Source organism: Pseudomonas sp. IT-P260 (assembly GCF_949768395.1).
Classification (GTDB): Bacteria; Pseudomonadota; Gammaproteobacteria; order Pseudomonadales; family Pseudomonadaceae; genus Aquipseudomonas; species Aquipseudomonas parakoreensis.
Map to the genome: position 1 here is coordinate 67077 of NZ_CATKPO010000001.1, position 24076 is coordinate 91152.

21 protein-coding genes and 1 other RNA gene are annotated in these 24076 nt (G+C 61.1%); 10 read left to right on the forward strand and 12 right to left on the reverse strand.

Annotated elements, in window-relative coordinates:
- The first annotated feature begins 12 nt into the window (after positions 1–12).
- From ligA to ACM6HV_RS00270, 4 genes are all read left to right on the forward strand, one after another.
- The gene (gene ligA / locus ACM6HV_RS00255) at positions 13–2370 is read left to right on the forward strand and encodes an NAD-dependent DNA ligase LigA (RefSeq protein ID WP_414902825.1); all 2358 of its coding nucleotides are present in this window, start codon (positions 13–15) and stop codon (positions 2368–2370) included.
- Positions 2371–2541: 171 nt separating this feature from the next.
- Positions 2542–3705, forward strand: coding sequence for a putative zinc-binding metallopeptidase (locus ACM6HV_RS00260; protein WP_414902827.1), 1164 nt, complete (start codon positions 2542–2544; stop codon positions 3703–3705).
- 147 nt (positions 3706–3852) lie between these two features.
- Positions 3853–3949: signal recognition particle sRNA small type (ffs, locus tag ACM6HV_RS00265), an RNA gene on the forward strand.
- 230 nt (positions 3950–4179) lie between these two features.
- Complete coding sequence (locus ACM6HV_RS00270; protein ID WP_414902829.1) at positions 4180–6129, forward strand: hypothetical protein; 1950 nt, start codon at positions 4180–4182, stop codon at positions 6127–6129.
- A gap of 38 nt (positions 6130–6167) precedes the next feature.
- Here the strand turns inward: ACM6HV_RS00270 and ACM6HV_RS00275 are convergent, their stop codons facing one another.
- Positions 6168–6917 carry a substrate-binding periplasmic protein gene (locus ACM6HV_RS00275; RefSeq protein WP_108182173.1) on the reverse strand — a complete coding sequence of 250 codons (750 nt, stop codon included), beginning with the start codon at positions 6915–6917 and terminating at the stop codon, positions 6168–6170.
- Positions 6918–7060: 143 nt separating this feature from the next.
- Here ACM6HV_RS00275 and dnaX point away from each other — a divergent pair, with 143 nt between their 5' ends.
- From dnaX to ACM6HV_RS00300, 5 genes are all read left to right on the forward strand, one after another.
- On the forward strand, positions 7061–9127 hold the full coding sequence (gene dnaX / locus ACM6HV_RS00280; RefSeq protein ID WP_414902831.1) for a DNA polymerase III subunit gamma/tau: 2067 nt from the start codon (positions 7061–7063) through the stop codon (positions 9125–9127).
- Positions 9128–9194: 67 nt separating this feature from the next.
- Complete coding sequence (locus ACM6HV_RS00285) at positions 9195–9533, forward strand: YbaB/EbfC family nucleoid-associated protein (RefSeq protein WP_003223337.1); 339 nt, start codon at positions 9195–9197, stop codon at positions 9531–9533.
- Positions 9534–9796: 263 nt separating this feature from the next.
- The gene (locus ACM6HV_RS00290) at positions 9797–10831 is read left to right on the forward strand and encodes an NADP-dependent oxidoreductase (RefSeq protein WP_086794902.1); all 1035 of its coding nucleotides are present in this window, start codon (positions 9797–9799) and stop codon (positions 10829–10831) included.
- A gap of 66 nt (positions 10832–10897) precedes the next feature.
- Positions 10898–11500, forward strand: coding sequence for a recombination mediator RecR (gene recR, locus ACM6HV_RS00295; RefSeq protein WP_007965550.1), 603 nt, complete (start codon positions 10898–10900; stop codon positions 11498–11500).
- Positions 11501–11693: 193 nt separating this feature from the next.
- Positions 11694–12842: an acyl-CoA dehydrogenase family protein gene (locus ACM6HV_RS00300; protein ID WP_414902834.1), complete on the forward strand. Its 1149-nt coding sequence runs from the start codon at positions 11694–11696 to the stop codon at positions 12840–12842.
- Positions 12843–12951: 109 nt separating this feature from the next.
- Here ACM6HV_RS00300 and ACM6HV_RS00305 read toward each other — a convergent pair whose 3' ends face one another.
- From ACM6HV_RS00305 to ACM6HV_RS00355, 11 genes are all read right to left on the reverse strand, one after another.
- Positions 12952–13500 carry an adenine phosphoribosyltransferase gene (locus ACM6HV_RS00305; protein ID WP_003223345.1) on the reverse strand — a complete coding sequence of 183 codons (549 nt, stop codon included), beginning with the start codon at positions 13498–13500 and terminating at the stop codon, positions 12952–12954.
- A gap of 78 nt (positions 13501–13578) precedes the next feature.
- Positions 13579–14313 (reverse strand): fumarate/nitrate reduction transcriptional regulator Fnr, encoded by a 735-nt coding sequence (gene fnr, locus ACM6HV_RS00310; protein WP_025110355.1) that lies wholly within the window; start codon positions 14311–14313, stop codon positions 13579–13581.
- Positions 14314–14472: 159 nt separating this feature from the next.
- Positions 14473–15855 (reverse strand): oxygen-independent coproporphyrinogen III oxidase, encoded by a 1383-nt coding sequence (gene hemN / locus ACM6HV_RS00315; RefSeq protein WP_041067816.1) that lies wholly within the window; start codon positions 15853–15855, stop codon positions 14473–14475.
- A 195-nt stretch (positions 15856–16050) separates the two neighbouring features.
- Positions 16051–16734, reverse strand: a complete 684-nt coding sequence (locus ACM6HV_RS00320; RefSeq protein WP_414902837.1) for a sulfite exporter TauE/SafE family protein — start codon at positions 16732–16734, stop codon at positions 16051–16053.
- Positions 16727–16939, reverse strand: a complete 213-nt coding sequence (gene ccoS / locus ACM6HV_RS00325; protein WP_007965536.1) for a cbb3-type cytochrome oxidase assembly protein CcoS — start codon at positions 16937–16939, stop codon at positions 16727–16729. The genes ACM6HV_RS00320 and ccoS overlap by 8 nt, the downstream gene beginning before the upstream one ends.
- 22 nt (positions 16940–16961) lie before the next feature.
- Positions 16962–19412 (reverse strand): heavy metal translocating P-type ATPase, encoded by a 2451-nt coding sequence (locus tag ACM6HV_RS00330; protein WP_414902840.1) that lies wholly within the window; start codon positions 19410–19412, stop codon positions 16962–16964.
- A 136-nt stretch (positions 19413–19548) separates the two neighbouring features.
- On the reverse strand, positions 19549–20088 hold the full coding sequence (locus tag ACM6HV_RS00335) for a FixH family protein (protein WP_414902842.1): 540 nt from the start codon (positions 20086–20088) through the stop codon (positions 19549–19551).
- An 11-nt stretch (positions 20089–20099) separates the two neighbouring features.
- Complete coding sequence (gene ccoG / locus ACM6HV_RS00340; RefSeq protein WP_108182178.1) at positions 20100–21515, reverse strand: cytochrome c oxidase accessory protein CcoG; 1416 nt, start codon at positions 21513–21515, stop codon at positions 20100–20102.
- Positions 21516–21737: 222 nt separating this feature from the next.
- On the reverse strand, positions 21738–22148 hold the full coding sequence (locus ACM6HV_RS00345) for a type II toxin-antitoxin system VapC family toxin (RefSeq protein WP_414902844.1): 411 nt from the start codon (positions 22146–22148) through the stop codon (positions 21738–21740).
- Positions 22148–22402 (reverse strand): type II toxin-antitoxin system Phd/YefM family antitoxin, encoded by a 255-nt coding sequence (locus tag ACM6HV_RS00350; RefSeq protein WP_047599120.1) that lies wholly within the window; start codon positions 22400–22402, stop codon positions 22148–22150. Before ACM6HV_RS00350 ends, ACM6HV_RS00345 begins: the two co-directional genes overlap by 1 nt.
- Positions 22403–22576: 174 nt before the next feature.
- Complete coding sequence (locus ACM6HV_RS00355) at positions 22577–22777, reverse strand: hypothetical protein (protein WP_414902846.1); 201 nt, start codon at positions 22775–22777, stop codon at positions 22577–22579.
- A 252-nt stretch (positions 22778–23029) separates the two neighbouring features.
- Here ACM6HV_RS00355 and ACM6HV_RS00360 point away from each other — a divergent pair, with 252 nt between their 5' ends.
- Positions 23030–24034, forward strand: a complete 1005-nt coding sequence (locus ACM6HV_RS00360; RefSeq protein WP_414902848.1) for a metallophosphoesterase family protein — start codon at positions 23030–23032, stop codon at positions 24032–24034.
- Positions 24035–24076: the final 42 nt, after the last annotated feature.

The window sequence follows — 24076 nt, forward strand, 5'->3', positions numbered from 1 at the left end:
GAGAGAACACCCATGACCGCCGCCAAAAACCGCATTCTAGAGCTGCGCGCTGAACTCGATCAGCACAACTACCGGTACCACGTCCTCGACGAGCCGAGCATTCCGGATGCCGAGTACGACCGGTTGTTCCACGAGCTCAAGGCGCTGGAGGCGGCCAATCCCGAACTGATCACCAGCGACTCGCCGACCCAGCGTGTCGGCAGCGTGGCGTTGACTGCCTTCACCCAGGTGCGTCACGAAGTGCCGATGCTCAGCCTCGGCAACGCCTTCGAAGAAACCGACATGCGCGAATTCGACCGCCGGGTGACCGAAGGTCTGGATCTGCCGGCCGGTGATCTGTTCGGTGGCGGTGCGGCGGTGGAATACAGCTGCGAGCCGAAGCTCGATGGCCTGGCGGTCAGCCTGCTGTATCAGGACGGTGTGCTGGTACGCGGCGCCACCCGTGGCGACGGCACCACCGGTGAAGACATCAGCGTCAACGTGCGCACGGTGCGCAACATTCCGTTGAAGCTGCATGGCGAAGGCTGGCCGGCGACCCTCGAAGTGCGTGGTGAAGTATTTATGTCCAAGGCCGGTTTCGAGCGCCTCAACGCCTCGCAACTGGAAGTCGGCGGCAAGACCTTCGCCAACCCGCGCAACGCCGCGGCCGGCAGCTTGCGCCAGCTGGATTCGAAAATCACCGCCAACCGCCCGCTGGAATTCTGCTGCTACGGCATCGGTCAGGTCTCCCACGATATTTCCGACACCCACATCGGCAACCTCAAGCAGTTGCAGAAATGGGGCCTGCCGATCAGCCATGAGCTGAAACTGGCCAAAGGCATCGGCGAGTGCCTGGATTATTACCGCGACATCGGCGAACGGCGTAACGCGCTGGCCTACGAAATCGACGGTGTGGTGTTCAAGGTCAACAGCATCGCCGATCAGCGCGAGCTGGGCTTCCGTGCCCGCGAACCGCGTTGGGCGATTGCGCACAAGTTCCCGGCCATGGAAGAACTCACCGAGCTGCTCGACGTGGAATTTCAGGTCGGCCGTACCGGCGCGGTCACCCCGGTGGCACGGCTGAAACCGGTCAAGGTGGCGGGCGTCACCGTGGCCAACGCCACCTTGCACAACATGGACGAAGTGGCGCGCCTGGGCCTGATGATCGGCGACACCGTGATCATCCGCCGCGCCGGAGACGTTATCCCGCAGGTGGTGCAAGTAGTCACCGAGCGTCGTCCTGACGATGCACGTCCCGTGCACATTCCGCAAAACTGCCCGGTCTGCGGTTCCCATGTCGAACGCACACAACTGGTCAAGCGCAGCAAAGGCAAGGAAACCATCAGCGAAGGCGCGGTGTACCGCTGCGTTGGCCGTCTGGCCTGTGGTGCGCAACTGAAGCAGGCGATCATTCACTTTGTCTCGCGTCGGGCGATGGACATCGAAGGCCTTGGCGACAAGAGCGTCGAGCAACTGGTCGACGAAGGTCTGGTCAGTTCGCCGGCCGATCTGTATGCGCTGAAGTTCGACGACATTGTTGATCTGGAAGGCTTTGCCGAAGTCTCCAGCAACAAGCTGCTGGCGGCGATTGAAGACAGCAAGCAGCCGGGGCTGGCGCGGTTCATTTATGCGCTGGGCATTCCCGATGTCGGTGAGGAAACGGCCAAGGTATTGGCGCGCTCGCTCGGTTCGCTGGAGCGCGTGCAGCAGGCGCTGCCACAAGTGCTGACCTACCTGCCGGACATCGGTCTGGAAGTGGCGCACGAGATTCACAGCTTCTTTGAAGATGCGCACAACCAGCAGGTGATCAGCGAGTTGCTGGGGCATGGCCTGCAGATTCAGGATCAGGGCGATCTGGGCGCCGAATTTGCCGCCAGCACCACCCTCGGCGGTCTGCTCGACAAACTGCACATTCCCTTTGTCGGCCCGGGCGGCGCGCAGAAACTGGCAGACAAGTTCGGTTCGCTGGACGCGGTGATGAATGCCGACTGGCTGGACATGCGCCAGGCGCTGCCGGAGAAGCAGGCCAATTCGGTGCGCGAGTTTTTTGCTGTGCCCGAGCATCGGCAGATCGCCGAGTCCGCCGAGAAGCAACTGCGGGATTTCGGCATGCACTGGCTGAGCGAGAAGAAAGTCGTTGAGGGCCTGCCGCTGTCCGGCGAAACCTGGGTGCTGACCGGCAAGGTCGAGCTGATGAGCCGTGATGTGGCCAAGGAACATCTGGAAAGCCTTGGCGCCAAGGTCGCCGGTTCGGTATCGGCCAAGACCCACTGCGTAGTGGCGGGGCCCGGTGCCGGTTCGAAACTGACCAGGGCCAATGAGCTGGGCGTGAAGGTGATGGACGAAGAGGCGTTTATCGCGTTCCTGAAGGGACACGGCCTGTCCGTTTAAGAACAAAAGATCGCAGCCTGCGGCAGCTCCTACAGAATTAGTGTCTTGCCACATTGATCCCCTGTAGGAGCTGCCGAAGGCTGCGATCTTTTGCTTTTCCCCACACAAAGCGTGGGAACGATCAGCGCACGAGGATGATCTAGTCTTGGCAAGCCCCAGGGAGAGATCGCCATGTACCGCTTTTTCGAGCAGCTCAGTTCTCGCATCGTCGCGCCGTTCATGGGCGAGCCTTCACGCAACAGTAAAATCTGGCCGTGCCGCTGCGGCCAGTCGCTGTTCTTTCGCAACAGCCAGTGCCTGGCTTGCAGCGCCATGCTCGGCTATCAGCCTGAAGCAAGTCGCCTGACCTCGCTGCAGCCCGGGCCGCAGGACGGTAGCTGGACACTCGATGCCGATCCCGACGCCGGACTGTTTCGCCGCTGCGCCAATCTCGATACCCCCGCCGCCTGCAATTGGCTGCTGCCGGATAACGGCCGCGACAGCCTGTGCATCGCCTGCAGCCTCAATCGCACCATCCCCGACCTCTCGGTGCCGGAAAACCCTGAGCGCTGGCGCAAAGTCGAAATCGCCAAACGCCGGCTGGTGGCGCAACTGATCACCCTCGGGCTGCCGGTCATCCCGAAAACCGTGGATGAAGAGCGCGGCCTGGCCTTTGATTTCATCGGCGTCGACCTCGAAGGCAACGCGCCAATGACCGGCCACGCCAACGGCCTGATCACCCTCGACATCAAAGAAGCCGACGACGCCCATCGCGAGCAGGTGCGGGCGGCAATGCATGAACCCTATCGCACGCTGCTCGGGCATTTCCGGCATGAGGTCGGGCATTATTACTGGGATCGTCTGATCGCCAACGGCCTGTGGCTCGAAGCCTTCCGCAACCTGTTCGGCGACGAGCGCGCCAGTTACGCCGAAGCGCTCGACCGTCATTATCAACAAGGCGCGCCGCTGGACTGGCCGCAACATTACGTCAGCGCCTACGCGACCATGCACCCATGGGAAGACTGGGCGGAAACCTGGGCGCATTACCTGCACATGATGGACGCGGTGGACACTGCACTGGGTTTCGGCATGAGTGCACGGGAGATGGACTTCGACTATCAGCCGTTTCCACCGAGCACGCTGTATGACCCGGAGCATCCCGGCGGCGCGGCGTTCCTGTCGTTCGTCAACGCCTGGATCGAACTGGCGGGCATGCTCAACGAACTGTCGCGCAGCATGGGGCAGCCGGATTTCTACCCGTTCGTGCTGCCGGCGGCGGCGATTGCCAAGCTGCACTTCATTCATCTGGTGATCCAGCAGGCAGGCGGCAAAGCGGACGAGGTGCTGACCCTGTAGGAGCTGCCGCAGGCTGCGATCTTTTCAGGCTCAGCGCATGTCCTTGAACCCGTTCATATTTTTTATCTGAAACCAACGGTTGTAACTTCATCTCAGATAGGTACAATGGCGCGGCTCGCCGACAGGTGAGTGTCGTTATGGTGACCCCATCGGTCCCCCCGCAACGATTACCCGTGAACCTGGTCAGATCCGGAAGGAAGCAGCCACAGCGGGAACATTGTGTGCCGGGGTGTGGCTGGTGGGGTTACCACCTTAACGAACAAAGAACGCTTCAACAGAACTGCATGGGTTTCGCCCACTGCGGTTTTTTTATGCCTGCGATTTGAGCTTTCACGCCGGCTCCCTGTGGGAGCGAGCCTGCTCGCGAAGGCAGCCGCCCCGATGCCTGTTCAGCCACCAAGGTTGAACAGTGGCATACTCCACCGTCTTGCTGCGCGCGTCGTTGACAAGTTCGCGCCCTGGCTACGAGGTTGTATGCACCCGGAACATCACGATTTATCCACCGCCGTTTACTTGCCCGTGACGGACGAGACCTGCGCGAGCCTGTTGCAGCCCGATGGCGTGACAATCCTCGACACGCTGACAGATGCGCAGCTCGCCGCCGTGCTGGTCATCCAGAATCTGGCCCAGGCCGCCGAGAAGGATCTCACTGCCGCTGCGGCGGAGAAGGTGCTGGCGCGGCTGATTGCGTGGGCGGTCGATGGCCGGACAGGGCTGCTGTCCGAGGCGCAACGCCTGTTCGATCCGCGTCAGCTGTATTTCGGCCTGAACGCCATCAGGGGGTTGAATCTGCGTTTGCTGTTGGCTGACGAGGTGTCGGCGCAGGATTATCTGCTGCCGGATGGCAAGTGGGATGACGAGTTCAAGACGCGCCACCACGCGGCCAACAATCCGTTCAGCCAGCAGATGATCAGCCCGGCACACCGCGAGCGCTGGCTCAGCGCCGCGCAAGACAAACTGGTCAGAACCTTCCGCGCCAACCTCGATGAAGACCTGCACGTCCAAGGCTACGCCGGGATCGGCAAGAGTCATCTGATCGGCGCCTTGACCGAATGTCTGGATCCCGGGAAAACCCTGCTGCTGGCACGTACCCCGGAAAAACTCGCGACCCTGTGTCAGCGCATGGGTGTTGCCAGTGAGCGCAAGCCCGGCATCACCTTTGAGGCGTTCGCCCGTGGGCTGATCTACGGACGCAAACCGCAGCCGCCAGGCGCCGCCGGCCGGGTCGCGAGCAAACAGAGTCTGGCGCAGGCGCTGAACATCCTGGGCTTTCGCGAGCACGATGCGCAACGCACCCTGAGCGTCTGTCTGGAAACCCTCGAGCGCTATTGCCATTCCCGGGACTACAGCCTGTCGGCGCATCATCTGCCGCATTTCAAGCTGTCCTTGTCCAGCCTTGAGTCCAAGGTGTTGCTGGAGTATTCGAGCCGCGTCTGGACTTATCTCGAGGCCAACCCGGCGTGGGGCCGGCAGAGCGGCTTCGAAGCCTTGTTACTGATCAAGCGGGCAAGCCTCGCGGGCTGCGTGGTGCCGCCGCGGTATACCCACGTGCTGATCGACGAGAGCCAGGACATTCCTGCGTCGCTGCTGCAGATTATCGAGCGCGGCCGGCAGGTGCTGATCACGCTGGGCGATGAGTACCAGCATGCCGAGCGTGATCTGGTGAAAAGAAAGCGTGAAGTGCGCCAGAGCGATATCACTTATTCAGTGCGTTCGGGGCGCAACGTCGAGCGTCTGGTCAATCCGCTGATTTCCCGGCACTCGGAAAAGAGCAAGATACCCTTCGAAGGCGCGCGTGAGGCGGACGTCGGCATCGAGTTTTATCCACAGGGCTTTGTCCCGCCGCAAGGTTGTGTGGTGCTGACGGCGTCACCCTGGGACACCATGAAGTGGGCGATGCAGCTGCACGATGCCAATTGCCCGTTCAGCTTTGCCGACATGAAAGCGCAGCGCGACCTCGAACACTTCATGATCACCGCCATCGAACTGTTCAGGGTCGACTTCTACAGTGCCGAACACAGCGAGAAGGGCCCGCATCGCTATTTCAGCGATGTGCCGAAGTGGCAGCAGGTGCGCGAGGCCAACCAGTACGACGAGGCGTTTCTGTGGGTCGAGGCCGAGCTGGAGAAGGGCTTCAAGGTGGCTGACCTGACCCGGCTCAACCGGATGATCGGCAGCCCCGGCAAAAGCTGCTTGTTGATGCAGGCCCAGGAGGCGGGCGGCATGGAGTTCGACCGCGTTCTGCTGACGCCCGAGCTGCTGACCAACGTGCAGTTCAAGGACGCCTACGCGTTCGATCAGCGGATCTGCGCCGTGTACATCGCCATCTCCCGCGCCCGCCAGCAGCTTTACCTGCCGTACGATGTGGTCGAGTGGATCGAGTTTCACGACTACCAGAAATTCCGTGAGTCGCACGGTTACTGAATATTCTCCGTGGGAAATGTCCCCCCCAAAAAAAGGGGTTATGGGGTGGTTTCCGAGGATCCGGTATACAACCGGATGATGTCATCAATCTCCCCCGACATTTTCATCCGCAGCAACGTGCGCAGGATCCGCTGCACCGGCACCTGCGGGTCATTCCTCACATAGCAGCCGACATGCTGTTCCTGCAGCACCGCCACCCCCTGCAGTTGCTGCGTGGGCAGCAGGCGCTGATTGAACCAGTCCAGCGTCCATTGATTGCTCACCGCATAGCGATAACGCCCGGCCAGGAGTTTTTCCAGCACTTGTTCCTGATTGCGCGCGTCGTCGCGTTGCAGGTGGTCGGCGTCGAACAGCGGCTGCAGAGTCGGGTAGGTGTAGCCGAGCACGGTGCCGATCGATTGGCGGGGCAGGCGGGCGGGATCGACGTGGAGCGGTTGATCGTCGCGGCTGATCAGCAGATCGCGCTGGAACAGCAGCGGAAGGCTCCAGATGTAGTCTCCGGACTGATTCGGCAACCATGATTGTGCGGCATAGCAGCGCACGTCGACCTCACCGTGTTCCATGGCGTTCTGCACCCGTGCGCGCGGCAGCACATGGAATTCGGCCGGCACGCCGACCTGCGTTGCCAGGCTGAGCATGATGTCGTGGAGAATGCCCTGGGTGGGGCGGCCGTGCTCGATTTGCACCATGGGCATCGCCCAGCTGTCGGCCACGACGAAGCGCAGCGGCGGTTCGGCGGCGTTCACGCTCAGACTGATCCCCAACAAAGCTCCCAAGGCCCAACGCATAAATGCTCCGATGAGTCCCGACCACGAGCGAAATTTCCTCGCCAACAGCAGCTTAGCCAGATTAGACGAGCACACCGGATGCAATTTTGCCCTTGCTCCGCTAGCATTAGCCGCTTCAGCTTCCTTCGTTGCGACGGTTTTCGATGAGTTATCAGGTTCTTGCACGTAAATGGCGTCCGCGCTCGTTCCGCGAAATGGTCGGCCAGACCCATGTGCTCAAGGCTCTGATCAATGCCTTGGACAGCCAGCGGCTGCACCACGCGTACCTGTTCACCGGTACCCGCGGGGTCGGCAAGACCACCATTGCGCGGATCATTGCCAAATGCCTGAACTGTGAGACAGGTATCACTTCCAGCCCCTGCGGCGAGTGTTCGGTGTGCCGCGAGATCGATGAAGGGCGCTTCGTCGACCTGATCGAGATCGACGCCGCGAGCCGGACCAAGGTCGAGGACACCCGCGAGCTGCTCGATAATGTGCAGTACGCGCCGAGCCGTGGGCGCTTCAAGGTCTACCTGATCGACGAAGTGCACATGCTCTCCAGCCATTCCTTCAATGCGCTGCTGAAAACCCTTGAAGAGCCGCCGCCGTACGTCAAGTTCATCCTGGCGACGACGGATCCGCAGAAACTTCCGGCAACGATTTTGTCGCGTTGCCTGCAGTTCTCGCTGAAGAACATGACGCCCGAGCGAGTGGTCGAGCATCTGACCCATGTGCTTGGCGCCGAAAACGTGCCGTTCGAAGACGACGCGCTGTGGCTGCTGGGCCGCGCCGCTGACGGCTCGATGCGTGACGCCATGAGCCTGACCGACCAGGCCATCGCCTTCGGTGAAGGCAAGGTATTGGCCGCTGATGTGCGGGCGATGCTCGGCACGCTGGATCACGGCCAGGTCTTCGACGTGCTGCATGCACTGATCGAAGGCGACGCCAAAGCGTTGCTCGAAGCCGTGCGCCACCTGGCCGAGCAAGGCCCGGACTGGAATGGCGTGCTCTCGGAAATTCTTAATGTGTTACACCGCGTCGCCATCGCCCAGGCCTTGCCTGAAGGTGTCGATAACGGCCATGGCGACCGTGACCGCGTATTGGCTTTGGCTCAGGCGCTGCCGGCCGAAGACGTGCAGTTCTATTACCAGATGGGCCTGATCGGCCGCCGCGACTTGCCGCTGGCGCCGGACCCGCGTGGCGGTTTCGAGATGGTGCTGCTGCGGATGCTGGCCTTCCGGCCCGCAGACACCGCGGACGCCCCGAGGCAACCGCTAAAGCCAGTGGGGATCAGCCAGGCCACAGTTGATTCCGCAAACTCCGTGGCTGCCGCGCCCAAGCCTGCGCCGGTAGTCGCTGCGGCCGTTGCGCCAACGCCAGCGGCGGTTGCTGCGCCGGCACCGGAGGCAGCGCCTGTGGTGACCGCCGCGCCGGAACCAGAGCCAGTCGCCGAAGCGGTGGTCGACCTGCCGTGGAACGATCCGGTCGAACCTGAGCCGGAACCCGCACCTGTGCAGCAACCGGCCGTCGAGCCGGTACTGGAAACCGCCAGCGAGCAGCCCGAATTGCCGCCGATGCCGCTGCCGACCCCGGACAGCGTGGTGCCGGATGCGCCGGAATGGGCCGCTGCGCCGATTCCCGAACCGTCGGTCGCCGACGTCGATGCCGCCACGCCGGGCATGGACCTCGACGACGAGCCGCCGCTGGACGAAGACTACATTGAGCCGGACATGGATTCGGCTTACAGCTACCTCGACGACCTGGCCAGCGAACACACCGCCGAACCGGCCCCGGAACCCGAGCCAGAGCCTGCCGCCGCGCCGGCCACCGGTCTGGCGTTGCAATGGCTGGAGCTGTTCCCGCAACTGCCGATCTCCGGCATGACCGGCAGTATCGCCGCCAACTGCACGTTGATCGCGGTCGATGGCGACCATTGGCTGATGCACCTTGACCCGGCGCACAGCGCACTCTTCAACGCCACGCAACAGCGGCGCCTGAACGATGCGTTGAACCAGTTCCACGGTCGCACGCTGAGCCTGACCATCGAGCTGATCAAGCCCGAGCAGGAAACCCCGGCGCAGGCTGCTTCGCGGCGTCGGGCCAACCGTCAGCGTGAGGCGGAGGAATCGATCCACGGCGATCCGTTCATCCAGCAGATGGTCCAGCAGTTCGGTGCGGTCGTGCGACACGATACTATTGAACCTGTCGATGCCTTGGTCGCCCAAGGCTAATAACTGAGGGCGTTCGGCGTTAAGCGCCGGGCGCTGTTTTGATCCAAGTACTTTTGAGGTGATTCCCATGATGAAAGGTGGCATGGCCGGCCTGATGAAGCAGGCGCAGCAGATGCAGGAAAAAATGGCCAAGATGCAGGAAGAACTGGCCAACGCCGAAGTCACTGGCAAGGCCGGTGGCGATATGGTCACCGTGGTCATGACTGGTCGTCACGACGTGAAAAGTGTCAGCATCGACCCAAGCCTGGTTGAAGGCCTGAGCGAAGACGACAAGGAAATGCTCGAAGCCGTGGTCGCCGCCGCCGTCAACGACGCCGTGCGCAAGATCGAAGCCAACAGTCAGGAAAAAATGGGCAGCATGACCGCCGGCATGAACCTGCCAGCGGGTATGAAACTGCCATTCTGATTCGCCATCGCGATTTGGATGAGCTACACAAAATGCCAGGCATCGCGCCTGGCATTTTTGTTTCTGCCTCCTGGAGGGGTGGTGTCTCTGAGGCCGCCTTCGCGAGCAGGCTCGCTCCCACCTTTAGAATGCGGTTCCCTGTGGGAGCGAGCCTGCTCGCGAATGAACTCACCTTGGTACAACTGAATAAACATCGAACGCCCCAATGCCACAACGGTCTGCTCCCTATACCCCCGAATTCATCATTCACAGGAGACGCTGACATGTCCGACCCTCTGACCCTCAATCAACGCTTTGTCCTCGCTTCGCGCCCGGTCGGTGCGCCAACCCCGGAAAACTTCCGTCTGGAGCGCGAAGCGTTGCCGGATCTCGAAGACGGCCAGGTGCTGCTGAAAACCCTGTACCTGTCGCTGGACCCCTATATGCGCGGACGCATGAGTGACGCACCGTCCTACGCCGCGCCGGTACAAATCGGCGAAGTGATGACCGGTGGTGCTGTCAGCCGAGTCGAGGATTCGCGTCATCCGAAATTCCACCAAGGTGATCTGGTGGTCGGCCTCACCGGCTGGCAGAGCCACAGCATCAGCGATGGGCGCAACATCATGCCGATCCCGTCCGGCCTGCCGAGTCCGTCGATGGCGCTTGGCGTGTTGGGCATGCCGGGTATGACTGCGTACATGGGGCTGATCGACATCGGTCAGCCGAAAGAAGGTGAAACGCTTGTCGTCGCAGCTGCGTCCGGCGCCGTCGGCTCGGTGGTGGGTCAAGTGGCAAAGATCAAAGGCCTGCGCGCCGTGGGTGTGGCCGGTGGTGCCGACAAATGCAAATACGTGGTCGAGGAGCTGGGTTTCGATGCCTGCATCGATCACAAGGCGCCGGACTTTGCCGAGCAACTGGCCAAAGCCTGCCCGAACGGCATCGATATCTATTATGAAAACGTGGGCGGGCATGTGTTCGATGCGGTGGTGCCGCTGCTCAATCCCAAGGCGCGCATTCCACTGTGCGGGCTGATTGCCGGTTACAACGCCACTGAAGCGCCGCAGGGCCCGGATCGTCTGCCGATGCTGCAGCGTACGTTGCTGACCAAGCGTGTGCGGATTCAGGGCTTCATCGTGTTTGACGACTACGGCGACCGTCAGCCGGAGTTCATCAGCCACATGGTGCCGTGGGTGCGCGACGGCAAGGTGAAATTCCGCGAAGACGTGGTGGAAGGTCTGGAGCAGGCACCCGAGGCGTTTATCGGTCTGCTGGAGGGGCGCAACTTCGGCAAACTGGTAGTGAAGGTCGCCCAGGACTGAGCATTTGACGCTGGCCGGAGGCGCGGGTATAAACCGCGTCTCGTTGTTTTGTCGGACTTTTTACCCATGAGCTTCAGCCCTTTGATTCGCCAACTGATCGACGCCCTGCGCACCTTGCCCGGCGTGGGTCAGAAAACCGCCCAGCGCATGGCGTTGCAGTTGCTCGAACGTGACCGCAGCGGCGGCACGCGCCTGGCCCAGGCTTTGAGCCAGGCCATGGAAGGGGTGGGTCACTGCCGTCAGTGCCGCACGCTGACCGAAGACGATCTGTGCCCGCAATGCGCCGACACGCGCCGCGACGACACGCTGCTGTGCGTGGTGGAAGGGCCGATGGACGTGTATGCGGTGGAGCAGACCGGTTTCCGTGGACGCTACTTCGTGCTCAAGGGCCACCTGTCGCCGCTCGACGGTCTGGGGCCGGAAGCCATCGGTATTCCGCAGTTGATGGCGCGCATTGAAGAGGCCGGCACCTTTACCGAAGTCATCCTCGCCACCAACCCGACGGTGGAAGGTGAGGCGACCGCGCATTACATCGCCCAGCTTCTGGCCAACAAAGGCCTGATCGCCTCGCGGATTGCCCACGGTGTGCCACTGGGTGGTGAGCTGGAATTGGTGGATGGCGGGACGCTGGCGCATTCGTTTGCCGGGCGTAAACCCATCTCTCTTTAAGTGATGCAGCGTCTGATTTGACGCCTTCGCGAGCAGGCTCGCTCCCACATTGGCTTTGTGCCATTCACAAATCCCCTGTGGGAGCGAGCCTGCTCGCGAATGGCGCACCTCGGTCTGACTGATTCACACAAATTTATTGAAAACCAAGCAAGCGCTCGGTTAACGTCGGCCAACCCTTCGATGGAGTTCGCCGATGCCTGCCTTCCAGGAATACTTCGACCCCAGCCACCAAATGGTTCGCGACAGCGTCAGACGTTTCGTCGAGCGCGAGATCCTGCCGGACATCGACGCGTGGGAAGAAGCCGAAAGTTTTCCCCGTGAGCTGTACCAGAAGGCCGGGGCTGCGGGGATTCTTGGCATCGGTTATCCCGAAGCGCTGGGGGGCAGCCACGAAGGTGATCTGTTCGCCAAGGTTGCCGCCAGCGAAGAACTGATGCGCTGCGGTTCCGGTGGTCTGGTCGCGGGCCTCGGTTCGCTGGATATCGGCCTGCCACCGATCGTCAAATGGGCCCGGCCCGAGGTGCGCGAGCGCGTCGTGCCGCAAGTGCTCAGCGGCAAGAAAATCAGTGCGTTGGCGATTACCGAACCCGGCGGTGGTTCCGACGTCGCCAACCTGCAAACCCGCGCCGTGCGTGACGGCGACGTCTACCGGGTCAGCGGCAGCAAGACCTTCATTACCAGTGGCGTACGCGCCGACTTCTATACCGTCGCCGTGCGCACCGGAGCGCCGGGTTTCGGCGGCATCAGCCTGCTGTTGATCGAGAAGGGCACCCCCGGCTTCACCGTAGGTCGCCAACTGAAGAAGATGGGCTGGTGGGCCTCGGACACCGCTGAGCTGTTCTTCGACGATTGCAGGGTGCCCGTGGGCAATCTGATCGGCGCCGAGAACATGGGTTTTGCCTGCATCATGGGCAATTTCCAGAGTGAACGGCTGGCGCTGGCGCTGATGGCCAACATGACCTCGCAGCTCGCGCTCGAAGAGGCGCTGAAGTGGGCGCGCGAGCGTGAGGCATTCGGCAAGCCGATCGGCAAGTTTCAAGTGATCAAACATCGGTTGGCCGAAATGGCCACGGCGCTGGAAGTATCGCGCGAGTTCACCTATCGGCAAGCGGCGAAAATGGCGGCGGGGCAGAGCGTGATCAAGGAGATTTCCATGGCCAAGAACGTCGCCACGGACACCTCGGACCGGATCACCCGCGAAGCGGTGCAGATCCTCGGTGGCCTGGGTTACATGCGCGAGAGCCTGGTGGAGCGGCTGTATCGAGATAACCGCATTCTGTCGATCGGCGGCGGGACGCGAGAAGTGATGAACGAAATCATCAGCAAGCAGATGGGGCTTTAGATTTTGCGTTGAGCGGCCGACGCCTTCGCGAGCAGGCTCGCTCCCACAGGAGAATGCAATCCAAATGTGGGAGCGAGCCTGCTCGCGAAAGCGGTGTGACAGGCGCTACTTACTTATCGGTGAGGGCAAACTGCGTCAGACAGAAAGTCGGGATGCCCATATCTTCCAGACGCTGCGAACCCCCCAGCTCCGGCAGATCGATAATCGCCGCTGCCTCGTGCACCCGCGCGCCCATGCGGCGGATCAGGTTGGCCGCTGCGATCAGCGTGCCACCGGTGGCAATCAAGTCATCGAACATCACCACCGAATCACCTTCGCACAGGCTGTCGGCGTGGACTTCCAGGAACGCTTCGCCGTATTCGGTCGCGTAACCTTCGGCCAACACGTCCGCCGGCAGTTTGCCCTGCTTGCGGAACAGCACCAGCGGCTTGTTCAACTGATAGGCCAGCACCGAACCGATCAGGAAGCCGCGCGCATCCATCGCGCCGATGTGGGTGAAGTCGGCTTCCACATAGCGGTGGGCGAAGCTGTCCATCACCAGGCGCAGGGCCTTGGGCGACTGGAACAGCGGGGTGATGTCGCGAAAGATCACGCCCGGTTTCGGGAAGTCGATCACGGGGCGGATCAGGGATTTGATGTCGAAGGAGTCGAAGACCATCGTCGAGGTGTCCTGGCAGGGCTGCAAACGGCGCAGTATACCCGCGGCTGAAACGCTTCGCTCAACCGCGGATCGAGATCAGCCTTCGAGCGAGCCGCCGGCCAGGGCGCAGAGCTGGATCGGGTCGAGGATGTGGATCTCCTTGCCCTCGGCGGCGATCAGTTCGTTCTGCTGGAAGCGCGTGAACACCCGCGACACGGTTTCCACCGCCAGGCCCAGGTAATTGCCGATTTCGTTGCGCGACATGCTCAGGCGGAACTGGTTGGCCGAGAAACCGCGAGCGCGGAAGCGGGCCGACAGGTTGACCAGGAACGTGGCGATGCGCTCGTCGGCGGTTTTCTTCGACAGCAACAGCATCATTTGCTGGTCGTCACGGATCTCGCGGCTCATCACCCGCATCAGTTGCCGGCGCAGCTGCGGCAGTTGCAGGGCCAGTTCGTCGAGGCGTTCGAAAGGGATTTCACAGACCGAGGTGGTTTCCAGGGCCTGGGCCGACACCGGATGTTTCTCGGTGTCCATGCCGGACAGGCCGACCAGTTCGCTCGGCAGGTGGAAACCGGTGAGCTGTTCTTCGCCGGTGTCGCTCAGGCTGAAGGTCTTCAGGGCGCCGGAGCGTACTGCATAAACGGAATCGAAGGTGTCACCCTGGCGGAACAGGAACTCACCCTTTTTCAACGGGCGACCACGTTTAACGATTTCGTCCAGCGCATCCATGTCTTCCAGATTCAGAGAAAGTGGCAGGCAGAGAGGGGCCAGGCTGCAATCCTTGCAATGGGCCTGGTTGTGAGCGCGCAGTTTGACTGGCTCGGACATTTCTTAAATCCTTGTGGGAAAACACACATAAGCCGTAAGGGTAACCCACGGGAGGACATTCAGGCCAGTCTGGGGCGAGATTGCCCTGCGGGCATAAGGCCGCAGGGCAAACAAAGACACGGGGCGTTCGCGATACATCGGTTTCATGAGCAGGACGTTTCAGATCACCCGCGAGAAGCGCTGGCGGTTCTGTTGTTCCAGGTACGCGTCGAACACCATGCACACCGAGCGCACCAGCAGGCGTCCGGCCGGCAACACTTCGATGCGCTCGCGTTCCAGTTTGATCAGCCCGTCGTTGGCCATGCCCTGCAGTTGCGGCCACAGCGCGCCGAAATACCCCTGAAAATCAATGTTGAACGCTTGCTCGATTTCGGCAAATTCCAGGCTGAAATTGCAGATCAGTTGCTGGATCACCGCGCGGCGCAGGCGATCGTCGGCATTGCACACCAGACCCCGGCTGGTCGCCAGTTGCGCGGCGGCGAGGGTGTTCTGGTACTGGTTCAGATCGCTGTTGTTCTGGCAGTAGAGATCGCCGATCTGGCTGATCGCCGACACCCCCAGACCAATCAGGTCGCAATGGCCGTGAGTGGTGTAGCCCTGGAAGTTGCGCTGCAGGGTCTGTTCTTCCTGGGCAATCGCCAACTCATCGTCGGGCAGGGCGAAGTGATCCATGCCGATGTAGCGATAACCGGCGGCGGTCAGTTGTTCGATGGTGCGCTGGAGCATTTGCAGTTTTTGCGCAGGGCTTGGCAGCTCGTGGCTGTTGATCCGCCGCTGTGGCATGAAGCGCTCCGGCAGGTGCGCATAGTTGAATACCGAGAGCCGGTCCGGTTGCAGGCTGATGACTTCCTCGACGGTCCGCGCGAAATTCTCCGGAGTTTGCTTCGGCAGGCCGTAAATCAGGTCGATGTTGATCGAGCGAAATTGCAGGGTGCGCGCCGCGTCGATCACTGCGCGGGTTTCTTCCAGGCTCTGCAGGCGATTCACCGCCCGTTGCACCGCCGGGTCGAGATCTTGCAGGCCGATGCTGACCCGGTTGAAGCCGAGTTCGCGCAGCAGGCCCATGGTCGACCAGTCGGCCTCGCGCGGATCGATCTCGATGCCGTAGTCGCCGGAGTCATCATCCAGCAGATTGAAGTGTTTGCGCAGGTGCGCCATCAACTGCCGCAGCTCGTCATGGCTGAGGAAGGTCGGGGTGCCGCCGCCGAAGTGCAGTTGCTCGACTTTCTGCGCCGGTTCCAGGTGGCAGGCAATCAACTGGATTTCCTGTTCCAGGCGTTGCAGATACGGCTGTGCCCGCCCGCGATCCTTGGTGATGACCTTGTTGCAGGCGCAGTAGTAGCAAATATTCGCGCAGAACGGCACATGCACGTACAGCGACAATGGGCGCAGCGCCTTGCGACTTTCGCGCAAGGCGTGGAACAGGTCGAAGGTGCCGACCTGACTGTTGAATTGCACGGCCGTCGGGTACGAGGTGTAACGCGGCCCCGCCAGGTCGTAGCGGCGGATCAGATCAGTGTCCCAACGAATGGCGTCGAGCATGCGGGCATTCCCCCGGATAGGCTGGCAGTGTGGCGAGTCTAGGGGAGGGCGCGGCGGGGCATCTTGATTTGTATCAACGGGGAGGATTCGTATAAGTCACGCGGCCCCATCGCGAGCAGGCTCGCTCCCACAGGAGATTTGTGGCGTACACAAAACCTGTGGGAGCGAGCCTGCTCGCGAAGGCCGCGCCGCCGGTCAGTGGCCCATCAGCCAGTGCTGGTGCGGCCCCGGCAGGGTCCAGATGCCGAACAGGATCACCAGCAGACCGCCGGCCACGCGCACGCTGCGTTTACGCAGCAACGCCGTCACCCGCTCGGCCGCCAGCCCTGCGGCCAGCAGCACCGGCCATGTGCCCAGCCCGAACGCCAGCATCAACAACGCACTGTCCAGCGCATTGCCCTGGCTCGCCGACCACAGCAGCGTGCTGTAAACCAGTCCGCACGGCAGCCAGCCCCACAGTGCGCCGAGCAGCAGGGCGCGGGGCAAACTCGACACCGGCAGCAAGCGGTTGGCCACCGGCTGAATGTAACGCCACAAGCCACGGCCAAGGCCTTCGATACGGGTCAGGCCGCTCCACCAGCCGGCCAGATACAGGCCCATGGCAATCAGCAGCAACCCGGCGAGAATACGCATGAACATCGCCGCCGGACTGTTCGCCACCGCCCAGCCAGCCAGCCCGATCAGCAAACCGGCCGTCGCGTAACTGAGGATCCGTCCGAGGTTGTACGCCAGCAGCAGACGAAAGCGCCGGCTGCGCTGTTCCTTGGGAATCGCCAGGGTCAGCGCGCCCATCAGGCCGCCGCACATGCCCAGGCAATGCCCGCCACCGAGCAGGCCGAGGATCAGCGCGGAAACCAGGAGAGGCGCCAGCTCAAGCATGGGGTGGCGCCTTGTCCTGCGGTTTGTCGGCTTTGGCTTCGTCGACGGCGGCGGTGTGGTTCGGGTCCTGATCATCGAACAGGATGCTGTGGGCCGGGCCATCAAGGTCGTCGTACTGACCGCTGTCCACCGCCCAGAAGAAGATGTAAACAGCGATGGCCACGATCAGCAGGGCGGCGGGGATCATCACGTAAAGAGCTGGCATCGGTACTCCAGGCCCGCGCGGCTCAAGCCGGCAACGGGCGGGTTTCTGAACGGGTGCCGGCAACCGGCGCGCTCGGCAGGCGAGTCAGGCGCAGGGCGTTGAGCACCACGGTCAACGAACTGATCGACATGCCGACGGCGGCCCACACCGGGGTGATCCAGCCGAGGGCGGCAAACGGCAACATGAGGCCATTGTACAGCGCCGCCCACAGCAGGTTCTCGATGATTACCCGACGGGTTCTGCGCGCTAACGTGAAGGCGTGTACCAGCGCGTCGAGGCGGTTGGACAGCAGCACCGCGTCGGCACTGGTTTTCGCCAGATCAGTGGCCGAACCCATGGCCACGCTGATGTCGGCAGCGGCCAGCACCGGCACGTCGTTGACCCCGTCACCGAGCATCAACACCTTGCGTCCTTGTTGATGCAGTTGTTGCAGCACGTGCAGTTTGTCGTCCGGGCGCAGACCGCCACGGGCTTCGTCGATGCCCAGTTCGGCGGCGACACTGGCGACCATCGGCGAGCTGTCGCCGGACAGCAGCAATGTGCGCCAGCCACGGGCCTTGCAGGCGGTGAGCAGGGCGGGCGCATCGTCGCGCAGGCGATCGTCGAGGACGAACCACGCCAGCGCTGCCGAGTCATCGCCGAGCAGCAGCCACTGACCCGGCTCATCCGGCATCGCCGGCAGTGGCGAACCGCTGAGGGCGCAGACAAACTCCGCCTGACCAATGCGCAAGCGCTGTGTGCCTACCCGTCCTTCGAGACCGAGTCCCGGCGTGCTGTGCACATCTTCAGCGGCCAGTGGCGCACGACCGAAGGCGCGTGCAATAGGGTGTTCCGAACGGTTTTCCAGGGCGGCGGCAAGGCTCAGGCACTGGTCGCTGCTGAGTGTGCCCAGCGGGCGAATCGAGCGCAGGACCAGGCGGCCTTCGGTGAGTGTGCCGGTCTTGTCGAAAATCACCGTGTCGATCTGGTTCAGGCCTTCCAGCACATGCCCGCGCGTCAGCAACAGGCCGAGTTTGTGCAGGGTGCCGGTGGCGGCGGTCAACGCCGTCGGGGTTGCCAGCGACAGCGCGCAAGGGCAGGTCGCGACCAGCATCGCCAGGACGATCCAGAACGCCCGCGACGCATCCAGTTCCCACCACAACAGTCCGATGGCCGCCGCCGCAATCAGCGACAACAGCAGGAACCACTGCGCCGCGCGGTCGGCGATTTCCGCCAGGCGTGGTTTTTCCGCCTGGGCGCGATCGAGCAGGCGGACGATGGCCGACAGGCGCGTGTCCTGACCCAGCGCCAGTACCTCGACGGTGAGCGCGCCTTCGACATTCAGCGTGCCCGCGGTGACCGCATCGCCCAGCGTGCGCGCTTGCGGCAGGTATTCGCCGGTCAGCAGCGATTCGTCGATGCTTGACTGGCCATCGAGAATCTTGCCATCCGCTGGCAGGATCGAACCCGGTTGCACCAGCACCCGGTCACCCAGGCGCAGTTCGCTGAGCAGGATGCGTTCGCTCTGGCCGTCGGTGTCGAGACGCAGACACGAGGCCGGCAGCAGGTTTACAAGCTGCGCGGTGGCAGCGGCGGTGCGTTCGCGGGCACGGCGTTCCAGATAACGCCCGGCGAGCAGGAACAGCGCAAACATCCCGACCGCATCGAAATACAGTTCGCCGACTCCGGTGATCGAGGTCCAGATCCCGGCGATGTAGGCGCTGCCGATGGCCAGCGATACCGAGACGTCCATGGTCAGGTGGCGGGTGCGCAGATCGCGCATCGCGCCCTTGAAGAACGGCGCGCAGCTGTAGAACACGATCGGTGTTGTGAGAAACAGCGCGACCCAGCGCAGGATCGTGTGCAATTCGGGGCTAAGGTCGATGTTGAATTCCGGCCAGGTGGCCATGGTCGCCATCATTGCCTGAAACCACAGCAATCCGGCGACGCCGAGCTGGCGCAGGGCCAGGCGATTTTCGCTGGCCAGTTGTTCGCTGGCGCGGTCGGCCTGATACGGGTGGGCGACGTACCCGATGTGGCGCAGCTCGGCGAGGATCTGGCTCAGCGGCAATTGCGCGTCGGCCCATTGCACATGCAGGCGATGGTTGGACAGATTCAGTCGTGCCTCAGCCACTGCCGGCAGGGTGCGCAGGTGTTTCTCGATCAGCCAGCCGCAGGCGGCGCAACTGATGCCTTCCATCAACAGCGTGGTTTCGGCAAGTTCGCCTGCGTGACGGACGAAGGGTTTTTGCACGTCGGCGCGGTCGTACAGCGCCAGTTCATCGGTCAATTGCACCGGCAAGGCTTCGGGGTTGGCCGAGGCTTCGCTGCGATGCTGGTAATAGCTTTCCAGACCACCGGCGACGATGGCTTCGGCCACGGCCTGACAGCCGGGACAGCAGAACTCGCGGGACTCCCCGAGCACAACGGCGGTGAAGCGACTGCCCGACGGAACGGGCAGGGCGCAGTGGTAGCAGGGGAGTGGGGTGGTCATCGAATATTCGCTAATACTGCTGAATCAACACCATCCTTGTAGGAGCTGCCGCAGGCTGCGATCTTTTGATCTTGCTTCTAAAAAAACAAAGTCAAAAGATCGCAGCCTTCGGGAGCCCCTACACAGGATTATCGGTTTACTTCTTCTGGTCTTCAGCGCCCTGCAGCGGTTCGTCACCCAGCAGCAGATCCTTGTCATGGCTGACCTGTTCTTCTTCGAACATGCGCCACACGTGGTCGTCCTGAGTGCCCAGCAATTCGACAAAACGCCGACCTTCGACCTTGTCGCCCAACTGGCCGATGTAACGGCCGGCTTCGGTTTTGCTGCGGGTCAGCACAATCTTGCGATCCTTCTCCGGCTGGGTCGGCGAGATCAGGTTCAGTTCCAGGGTTTTCGGCTGGCTGTCACCGCTCAGGCGCAGGTCGACTTCGCCGGTGAGTTCATCCAGATGGACGTTGGCGCGCATCTTCAACTCCTGCGCCAACAGTTCACGGTCCAGCGAGCGGTTGATGCCTTTGCCGGCCTCGTAGTAGTTGTCGTTGACCAGGTTGTCCGGGTTGTTCACCGCAATGGTCACCATTGACAGGGTCAAGGTCACCGAGCAGGCCAGGATCCCGATGATGATCCATGGCCAGAGGTGCTTGTACCAAGGGCTTGCGGCGTTTGCGGCGGGCATGTTCAGTTCTCTCAACGGGTTTGTGGGCCGATGAATCGGCTCTTGGCTTCAACGTGGACGCTGTCGTCGTCGGCGTCCTTGAGGATGAATTTCACCTCGTTGGTGCTCGACGGCAATTGTTCCGGTGCGCTCGACAACTCCACCGGCATGCTGAAGATTTCGCCGGCCGGGACCTTGATCTCGCGTTTGCCTTGCAGGCGCAGATCCGGCAGGCCGGCGGCCTCCAGCACGTAGGTGTGGTCGCGCTGATCCTTGTTCATGATCTTCAGGCTGTAGACGTTTTCGATCCGGCCTTCGGCGTTCTCGCGGTACAGCACGCGGTCCTTGCTGACGTCGAAACCGACCAGCGAACGCATGAAAAATGCGGTCACCAGCAGGCTGATCATCGCCAGCAGCACCACCGCATAGCCGATCAGGCGCGGCCGCAGTTTATGGGTTTTCTGGCCCGAGAGGTTGTGTTCGGTGGTGTAGCTGATGAGGCCGCGCGGGTAGTCCATCTTGTCCATGATCGCGTCGCAAGCATCGATGCACGCGGCGCAACCGATGCACTCGATCTGCAGGCCGTCGCGGATGTCGATACCGGTCGGGCACACCTGGACGCACATGGTGCAGTCAATGCAATCGCCCAGGCCCATGGCCTTGTAATCGACACCTTTCTTGCGCGGGCCACGGCTTTCGCCGCGACGCGGGTCGTAGGACACGATCAGGGTGTCCTTGTCGAACATCACGCTCTGGAAGCGCGCATACGGGCACATGTAGATGCACACCTGTTCGCGCAGCCAGCCGGCGTTGCCGTAGGTGGCGAGGGTGAAGAAACCGACCCAGAAATAAGACCAGCCATCGGCCTGGCCAGTGAAGAAATCGAACACCAGTTCGCGGATCGGCGAGAAGTAGCCAACGAAGGTCATGCCAGTGACGAAACCGATCAGTAGCCACAGCGAATGTTTGGCGAGCTTGCGCAGAAACTTGTTGCCGCTCATTGGCGCTTTATCGAGCTTGATACGCTGGTTGCGATCGCCTTCGGTGACCTTCTCGCACCACATGAAAATCCACGTCCACACGCTTTGCGGGCAGGTGTAGCCGCACCAGACGCGGCCGGCGTAAACGGTGATGAAGAACAGGCCGAACGCGGCAATGATCAGCAGGCCAGACAGCAGGATGAAGTCCTGCGGCCAGAACGTGGCGCCGAAGATGAAGAACTTGCGTTCCGGCAGGTTCCACCACACCGCCTGATGCCCGCCCCAGTTCAGCCACACCGTACCGAAATACAACAGGAACAGCGCAGCGCCGCCCATCATCCGCAGATTGCGGAACAGGCCAGTGAAAGCACGGGTGTAGATTTTTTCTCGAGAGGCGTAAAGGTCGACGCTGTTATTCGCGTTTTTGCTCGGCGGTGTGACGTCGTGTACCGGAATCTGGTTGCTCATCATTGCATCCCACGGCAGTGGACAAATGCCTCGGTCGATACGTGCCGACCGCGGTCAGAAAGGGGTGTTGCAGTGGCGCAATGATACGCCTGTCGCTCTAATCCAAGGGTGCGACCTTTGGTCGCGTTGGGAAAAAAGCATTATTGGTGTAGCGAATGCAGCAAAGCCTGATGCAGATCAATTGACTTGTTGAGTATGGACGGTTTTGCAGTGGCAGCTAATTCATTGCTCCCATGGGTTGATCAGGGCGACGCCGCTCGAGCGGAAATCATCGACATTGCGCGTGACCACCGTGAGTCCATGCACCAGGGCCGTGGCAGCGATCAACGCGTCGCTTTCATTGGCCTGGTCGGGTACATGCAGGCTGGCACAACGCAGCGCTACTGCAGCATCAACCGGCAGGATTCGGGCTTCGAATGCCGGAATGACGTGACGCGTCAGCCAACTGCGCAACAGCTTTCCTTGAGCAGGATCACGCCGTTCCATTCGCAGTACTCCGGTTTCCAGTTCTTTCAAAGTAATGGCGGAAATGTACAGGCGCGGGGCGATGACGCCTTTGGCCCAACTGACCACATTGGCATCGGCTTGCGGCTTGCGAAGTTCGGAAATCACATTGGTGTCGAGTAAATACATCAGGACAGGTCCACGGGACGATGAATGATGACTGCGCGCTCGGTTTCGAAATCGATGTCGGCAGCCTCCGGCATGACCAACAAATCGACAATGCTCGTGTTTGCGCCGCTCAGTTTCTGATATTCCTCAATGCTCAACAGAACATGAGAGGCCTTGCCACGGTCGGTGATGATCACTGGACCCAGACGCGCAGCCTTTTTGGCGCTGCTGGTGTCCTGATTGAATTCACGGCTGGAGATGGTGGTGATTGCCATCATGGTTGACCTCTCGCAATACAGATGTAGCAACGTTACTACTTCGCCTTGGGGGCGGCAATCGAGGAAGACAGGACTCAGCCGTCCGTTGGTCGGTCCATGGCTGGTGTTAGTCGAGCCAGCCCCGCACAAGGCGCAGGCCGGCTCAGGTTGATTCAGACGTGGCTTCAAGACTCAGGGCAGCCTGCCGCCGCCCAGGCTGTCGAGACTGCCGGTATTTCGATGGCGTTTTGTGGTGCTTTTGGAATCGGGTTGTGACGGACTGTCGAATGTCGCGGTAATGGTTTCCACGGTTTTTACCGATGATTCGGTTGGATGATCAGATTCAGTAAGCGGCTGATCAACCAGGAGACAGGTTTTGTCGTCATTCAACATAGCGGCTTCATCCTTGAAGTGGCTCCGATGCGGGTCACCGGGCCTTTGGCAGACCCTACAGAGCAAGCTGAAACGAGTCCATCAGGCATGTGTCTCAAAGTATTAATTTCAACGGCTATGTCCATGCCGTAGAAATATCATTAGTTAATTGAAGGCTTTTAATTTTTTATTGATTTCGAATAGCTTGGTGTCTGTTCTGCAGCGTGCTAGTTGCATGTCGTGTTTTAAAAGTTAACGGAATAATGGAGTGTTATGAAAATCAAGGAAGTTAAAAAGCTTTTCGCTTGTCTGTGCCTGTTATCGCTGAGTTCTTTCGCTAGTGCCAATGAAGGTGTTCCGCTGCACATGGTATTTGCCTCGGACCCGCAATACCCGTGGACGGAAAAATCGGACAGTGGTGAAGATGAGTCGAGCGCGGACTTTGAAAAACGCTCGAAATGGCTGGTCGAGAGCCAGTTTGCGAGTATTGCGCAGTTTCGCAACGAAATGGGCGGCCAGGCCGCCGTGCCGTTGATGATCAACGGCGACATCACTGCGTTCGGCCATGGCTGGCAGCGCTCCTTCATGAAGACGATGCTGAACAAACATTTTGGCGATCAATTTCTCTATGGGTTGGGTAATCATGATTACCAGAACAACGTGAATGACTGTTTCAGTGAGAGTTGCGCGGCGGGCAGTATTGTCGATTATCGTGATCATCACGTGGATAAGGTCGATCAGTTCGATCTTGAAGTGAGTGGCAGCTTTTTGAATAAGCACTATCTCGGCAGTCTGGCGTATTCAAAGAATATCGGTGAAGTACATCTGGTGCAGTTGAACAATGAGCCGACTTACCAGGTGAAGATTTCCCATGCGCTGAATCCGACCTCGTTCGATATCAAACAGTCGCTGGATTGGCTGGAAAGTGATTTGCGAATAGCGCGAGCGCAGGGCTACGCGATCATTATCAATATGCACAAACCCTATGACTGGGCAGGCAGTTGGGAGCAACAGAAGCGCTTTCGCGAAATGCTTGAAAAGTATCAGGTGACGGCGATGTTTGCTGGCCATTACCACGGCGAGGGTGGCAGCCAGACCTACATGGGCAGTGTGCCGATGTTCCTCAGCGGTGCGGCCTCTCAACAGACGTACCTGACGGCCAGCTTTTCCAAAGACCGCAAACAACTTGAGGTGAGTCTGGTCGAGGGTAATCAGTGGCGCCATCGTCAACCGGTGGCCACTGTGCCGGTGAAATCGATCTGGGCCAGTCGCCCATGAAAAAGCCCCCGCCAGAACACTGGCGGGGGCTTTATTTTGCGT

Coding starts and splice junctions, on each gene's coding strand:
- ligA (WP_414902825.1), top strand. CDS start 13: ATGACCGCCGCCAAAAACCGCATTCTAGAGCTGCGCGCTGAACTCGAT.
- ACM6HV_RS00260 (WP_414902827.1), top strand. CDS start 2,542: ATGTACCGCTTTTTCGAGCAGCTCAGTTCTCGCATCGTCGCGCCGTTC.
- ACM6HV_RS00270 (WP_414902829.1), top strand. CDS start 4,180: ATGCACCCGGAACATCACGATTTATCCACCGCCGTTTACTTGCCCGTG.
- ACM6HV_RS00275 (WP_108182173.1), bottom strand. CDS start 6,917: ATGCGTTGGGCCTTGGGAGCTTTGTTGGGGATCAGTCTGAGCGTGAAC.
- dnaX (WP_414902831.1), top strand. CDS start 7,061: ATGAGTTATCAGGTTCTTGCACGTAAATGGCGTCCGCGCTCGTTCCGC.
- ACM6HV_RS00285 (WP_003223337.1), top strand. CDS start 9,195: ATGATGAAAGGTGGCATGGCCGGCCTGATGAAGCAGGCGCAGCAGATG.
- ACM6HV_RS00290 (WP_086794902.1), top strand. CDS start 9,797: ATGTCCGACCCTCTGACCCTCAATCAACGCTTTGTCCTCGCTTCGCGC.
- recR (WP_007965550.1), top strand. CDS start 10,898: ATGAGCTTCAGCCCTTTGATTCGCCAACTGATCGACGCCCTGCGCACC.
- ACM6HV_RS00300 (WP_414902834.1), top strand. CDS start 11,694: ATGCCTGCCTTCCAGGAATACTTCGACCCCAGCCACCAAATGGTTCGC.
- ACM6HV_RS00305 (WP_003223345.1), bottom strand. CDS start 13,500: ATGGTCTTCGACTCCTTCGACATCAAATCCCTGATCCGCCCCGTGATC.
- fnr (WP_025110355.1), bottom strand. CDS start 14,313: ATGTCCGAGCCAGTCAAACTGCGCGCTCACAACCAGGCCCATTGCAAG.
- hemN (WP_041067816.1), bottom strand. CDS start 15,855: ATGCTCGACGCCATTCGTTGGGACACTGATCTGATCCGCCGCTACGAC.
- ACM6HV_RS00320 (WP_414902837.1), bottom strand. CDS start 16,734: ATGCTTGAGCTGGCGCCTCTCCTGGTTTCCGCGCTGATCCTCGGCCTG.
- ccoS (WP_007965536.1), bottom strand. CDS start 16,939: ATGCCAGCTCTTTACGTGATGATCCCCGCCGCCCTGCTGATCGTGGCC.
- ACM6HV_RS00330 (WP_414902840.1), bottom strand. CDS start 19,412: ATGACCACCCCACTCCCCTGCTACCACTGCGCCCTGCCCGTTCCGTCG.
- ACM6HV_RS00335 (WP_414902842.1), bottom strand. CDS start 20,088: ATGCCCGCCGCAAACGCCGCAAGCCCTTGGTACAAGCACCTCTGGCCA.
- ccoG (WP_108182178.1), bottom strand. CDS start 21,515: ATGAGCAACCAGATTCCGGTACACGACGTCACACCGCCGAGCAAAAAC.
- ACM6HV_RS00345 (WP_414902844.1), bottom strand. CDS start 22,148: ATGTATTTACTCGACACCAATGTGATTTCCGAACTTCGCAAGCCGCAA.
- ACM6HV_RS00350 (WP_047599120.1), bottom strand. CDS start 22,402: ATGGCAATCACCACCATCTCCAGCCGTGAATTCAATCAGGACACCAGC.
- ACM6HV_RS00355 (WP_414902846.1), bottom strand. CDS start 22,777: ATGTTGAATGACGACAAAACCTGTCTCCTGGTTGATCAGCCGCTTACT.
- ACM6HV_RS00360 (WP_414902848.1), top strand. CDS start 23,030: ATGAAAATCAAGGAAGTTAAAAAGCTTTTCGCTTGTCTGTGCCTGTTA.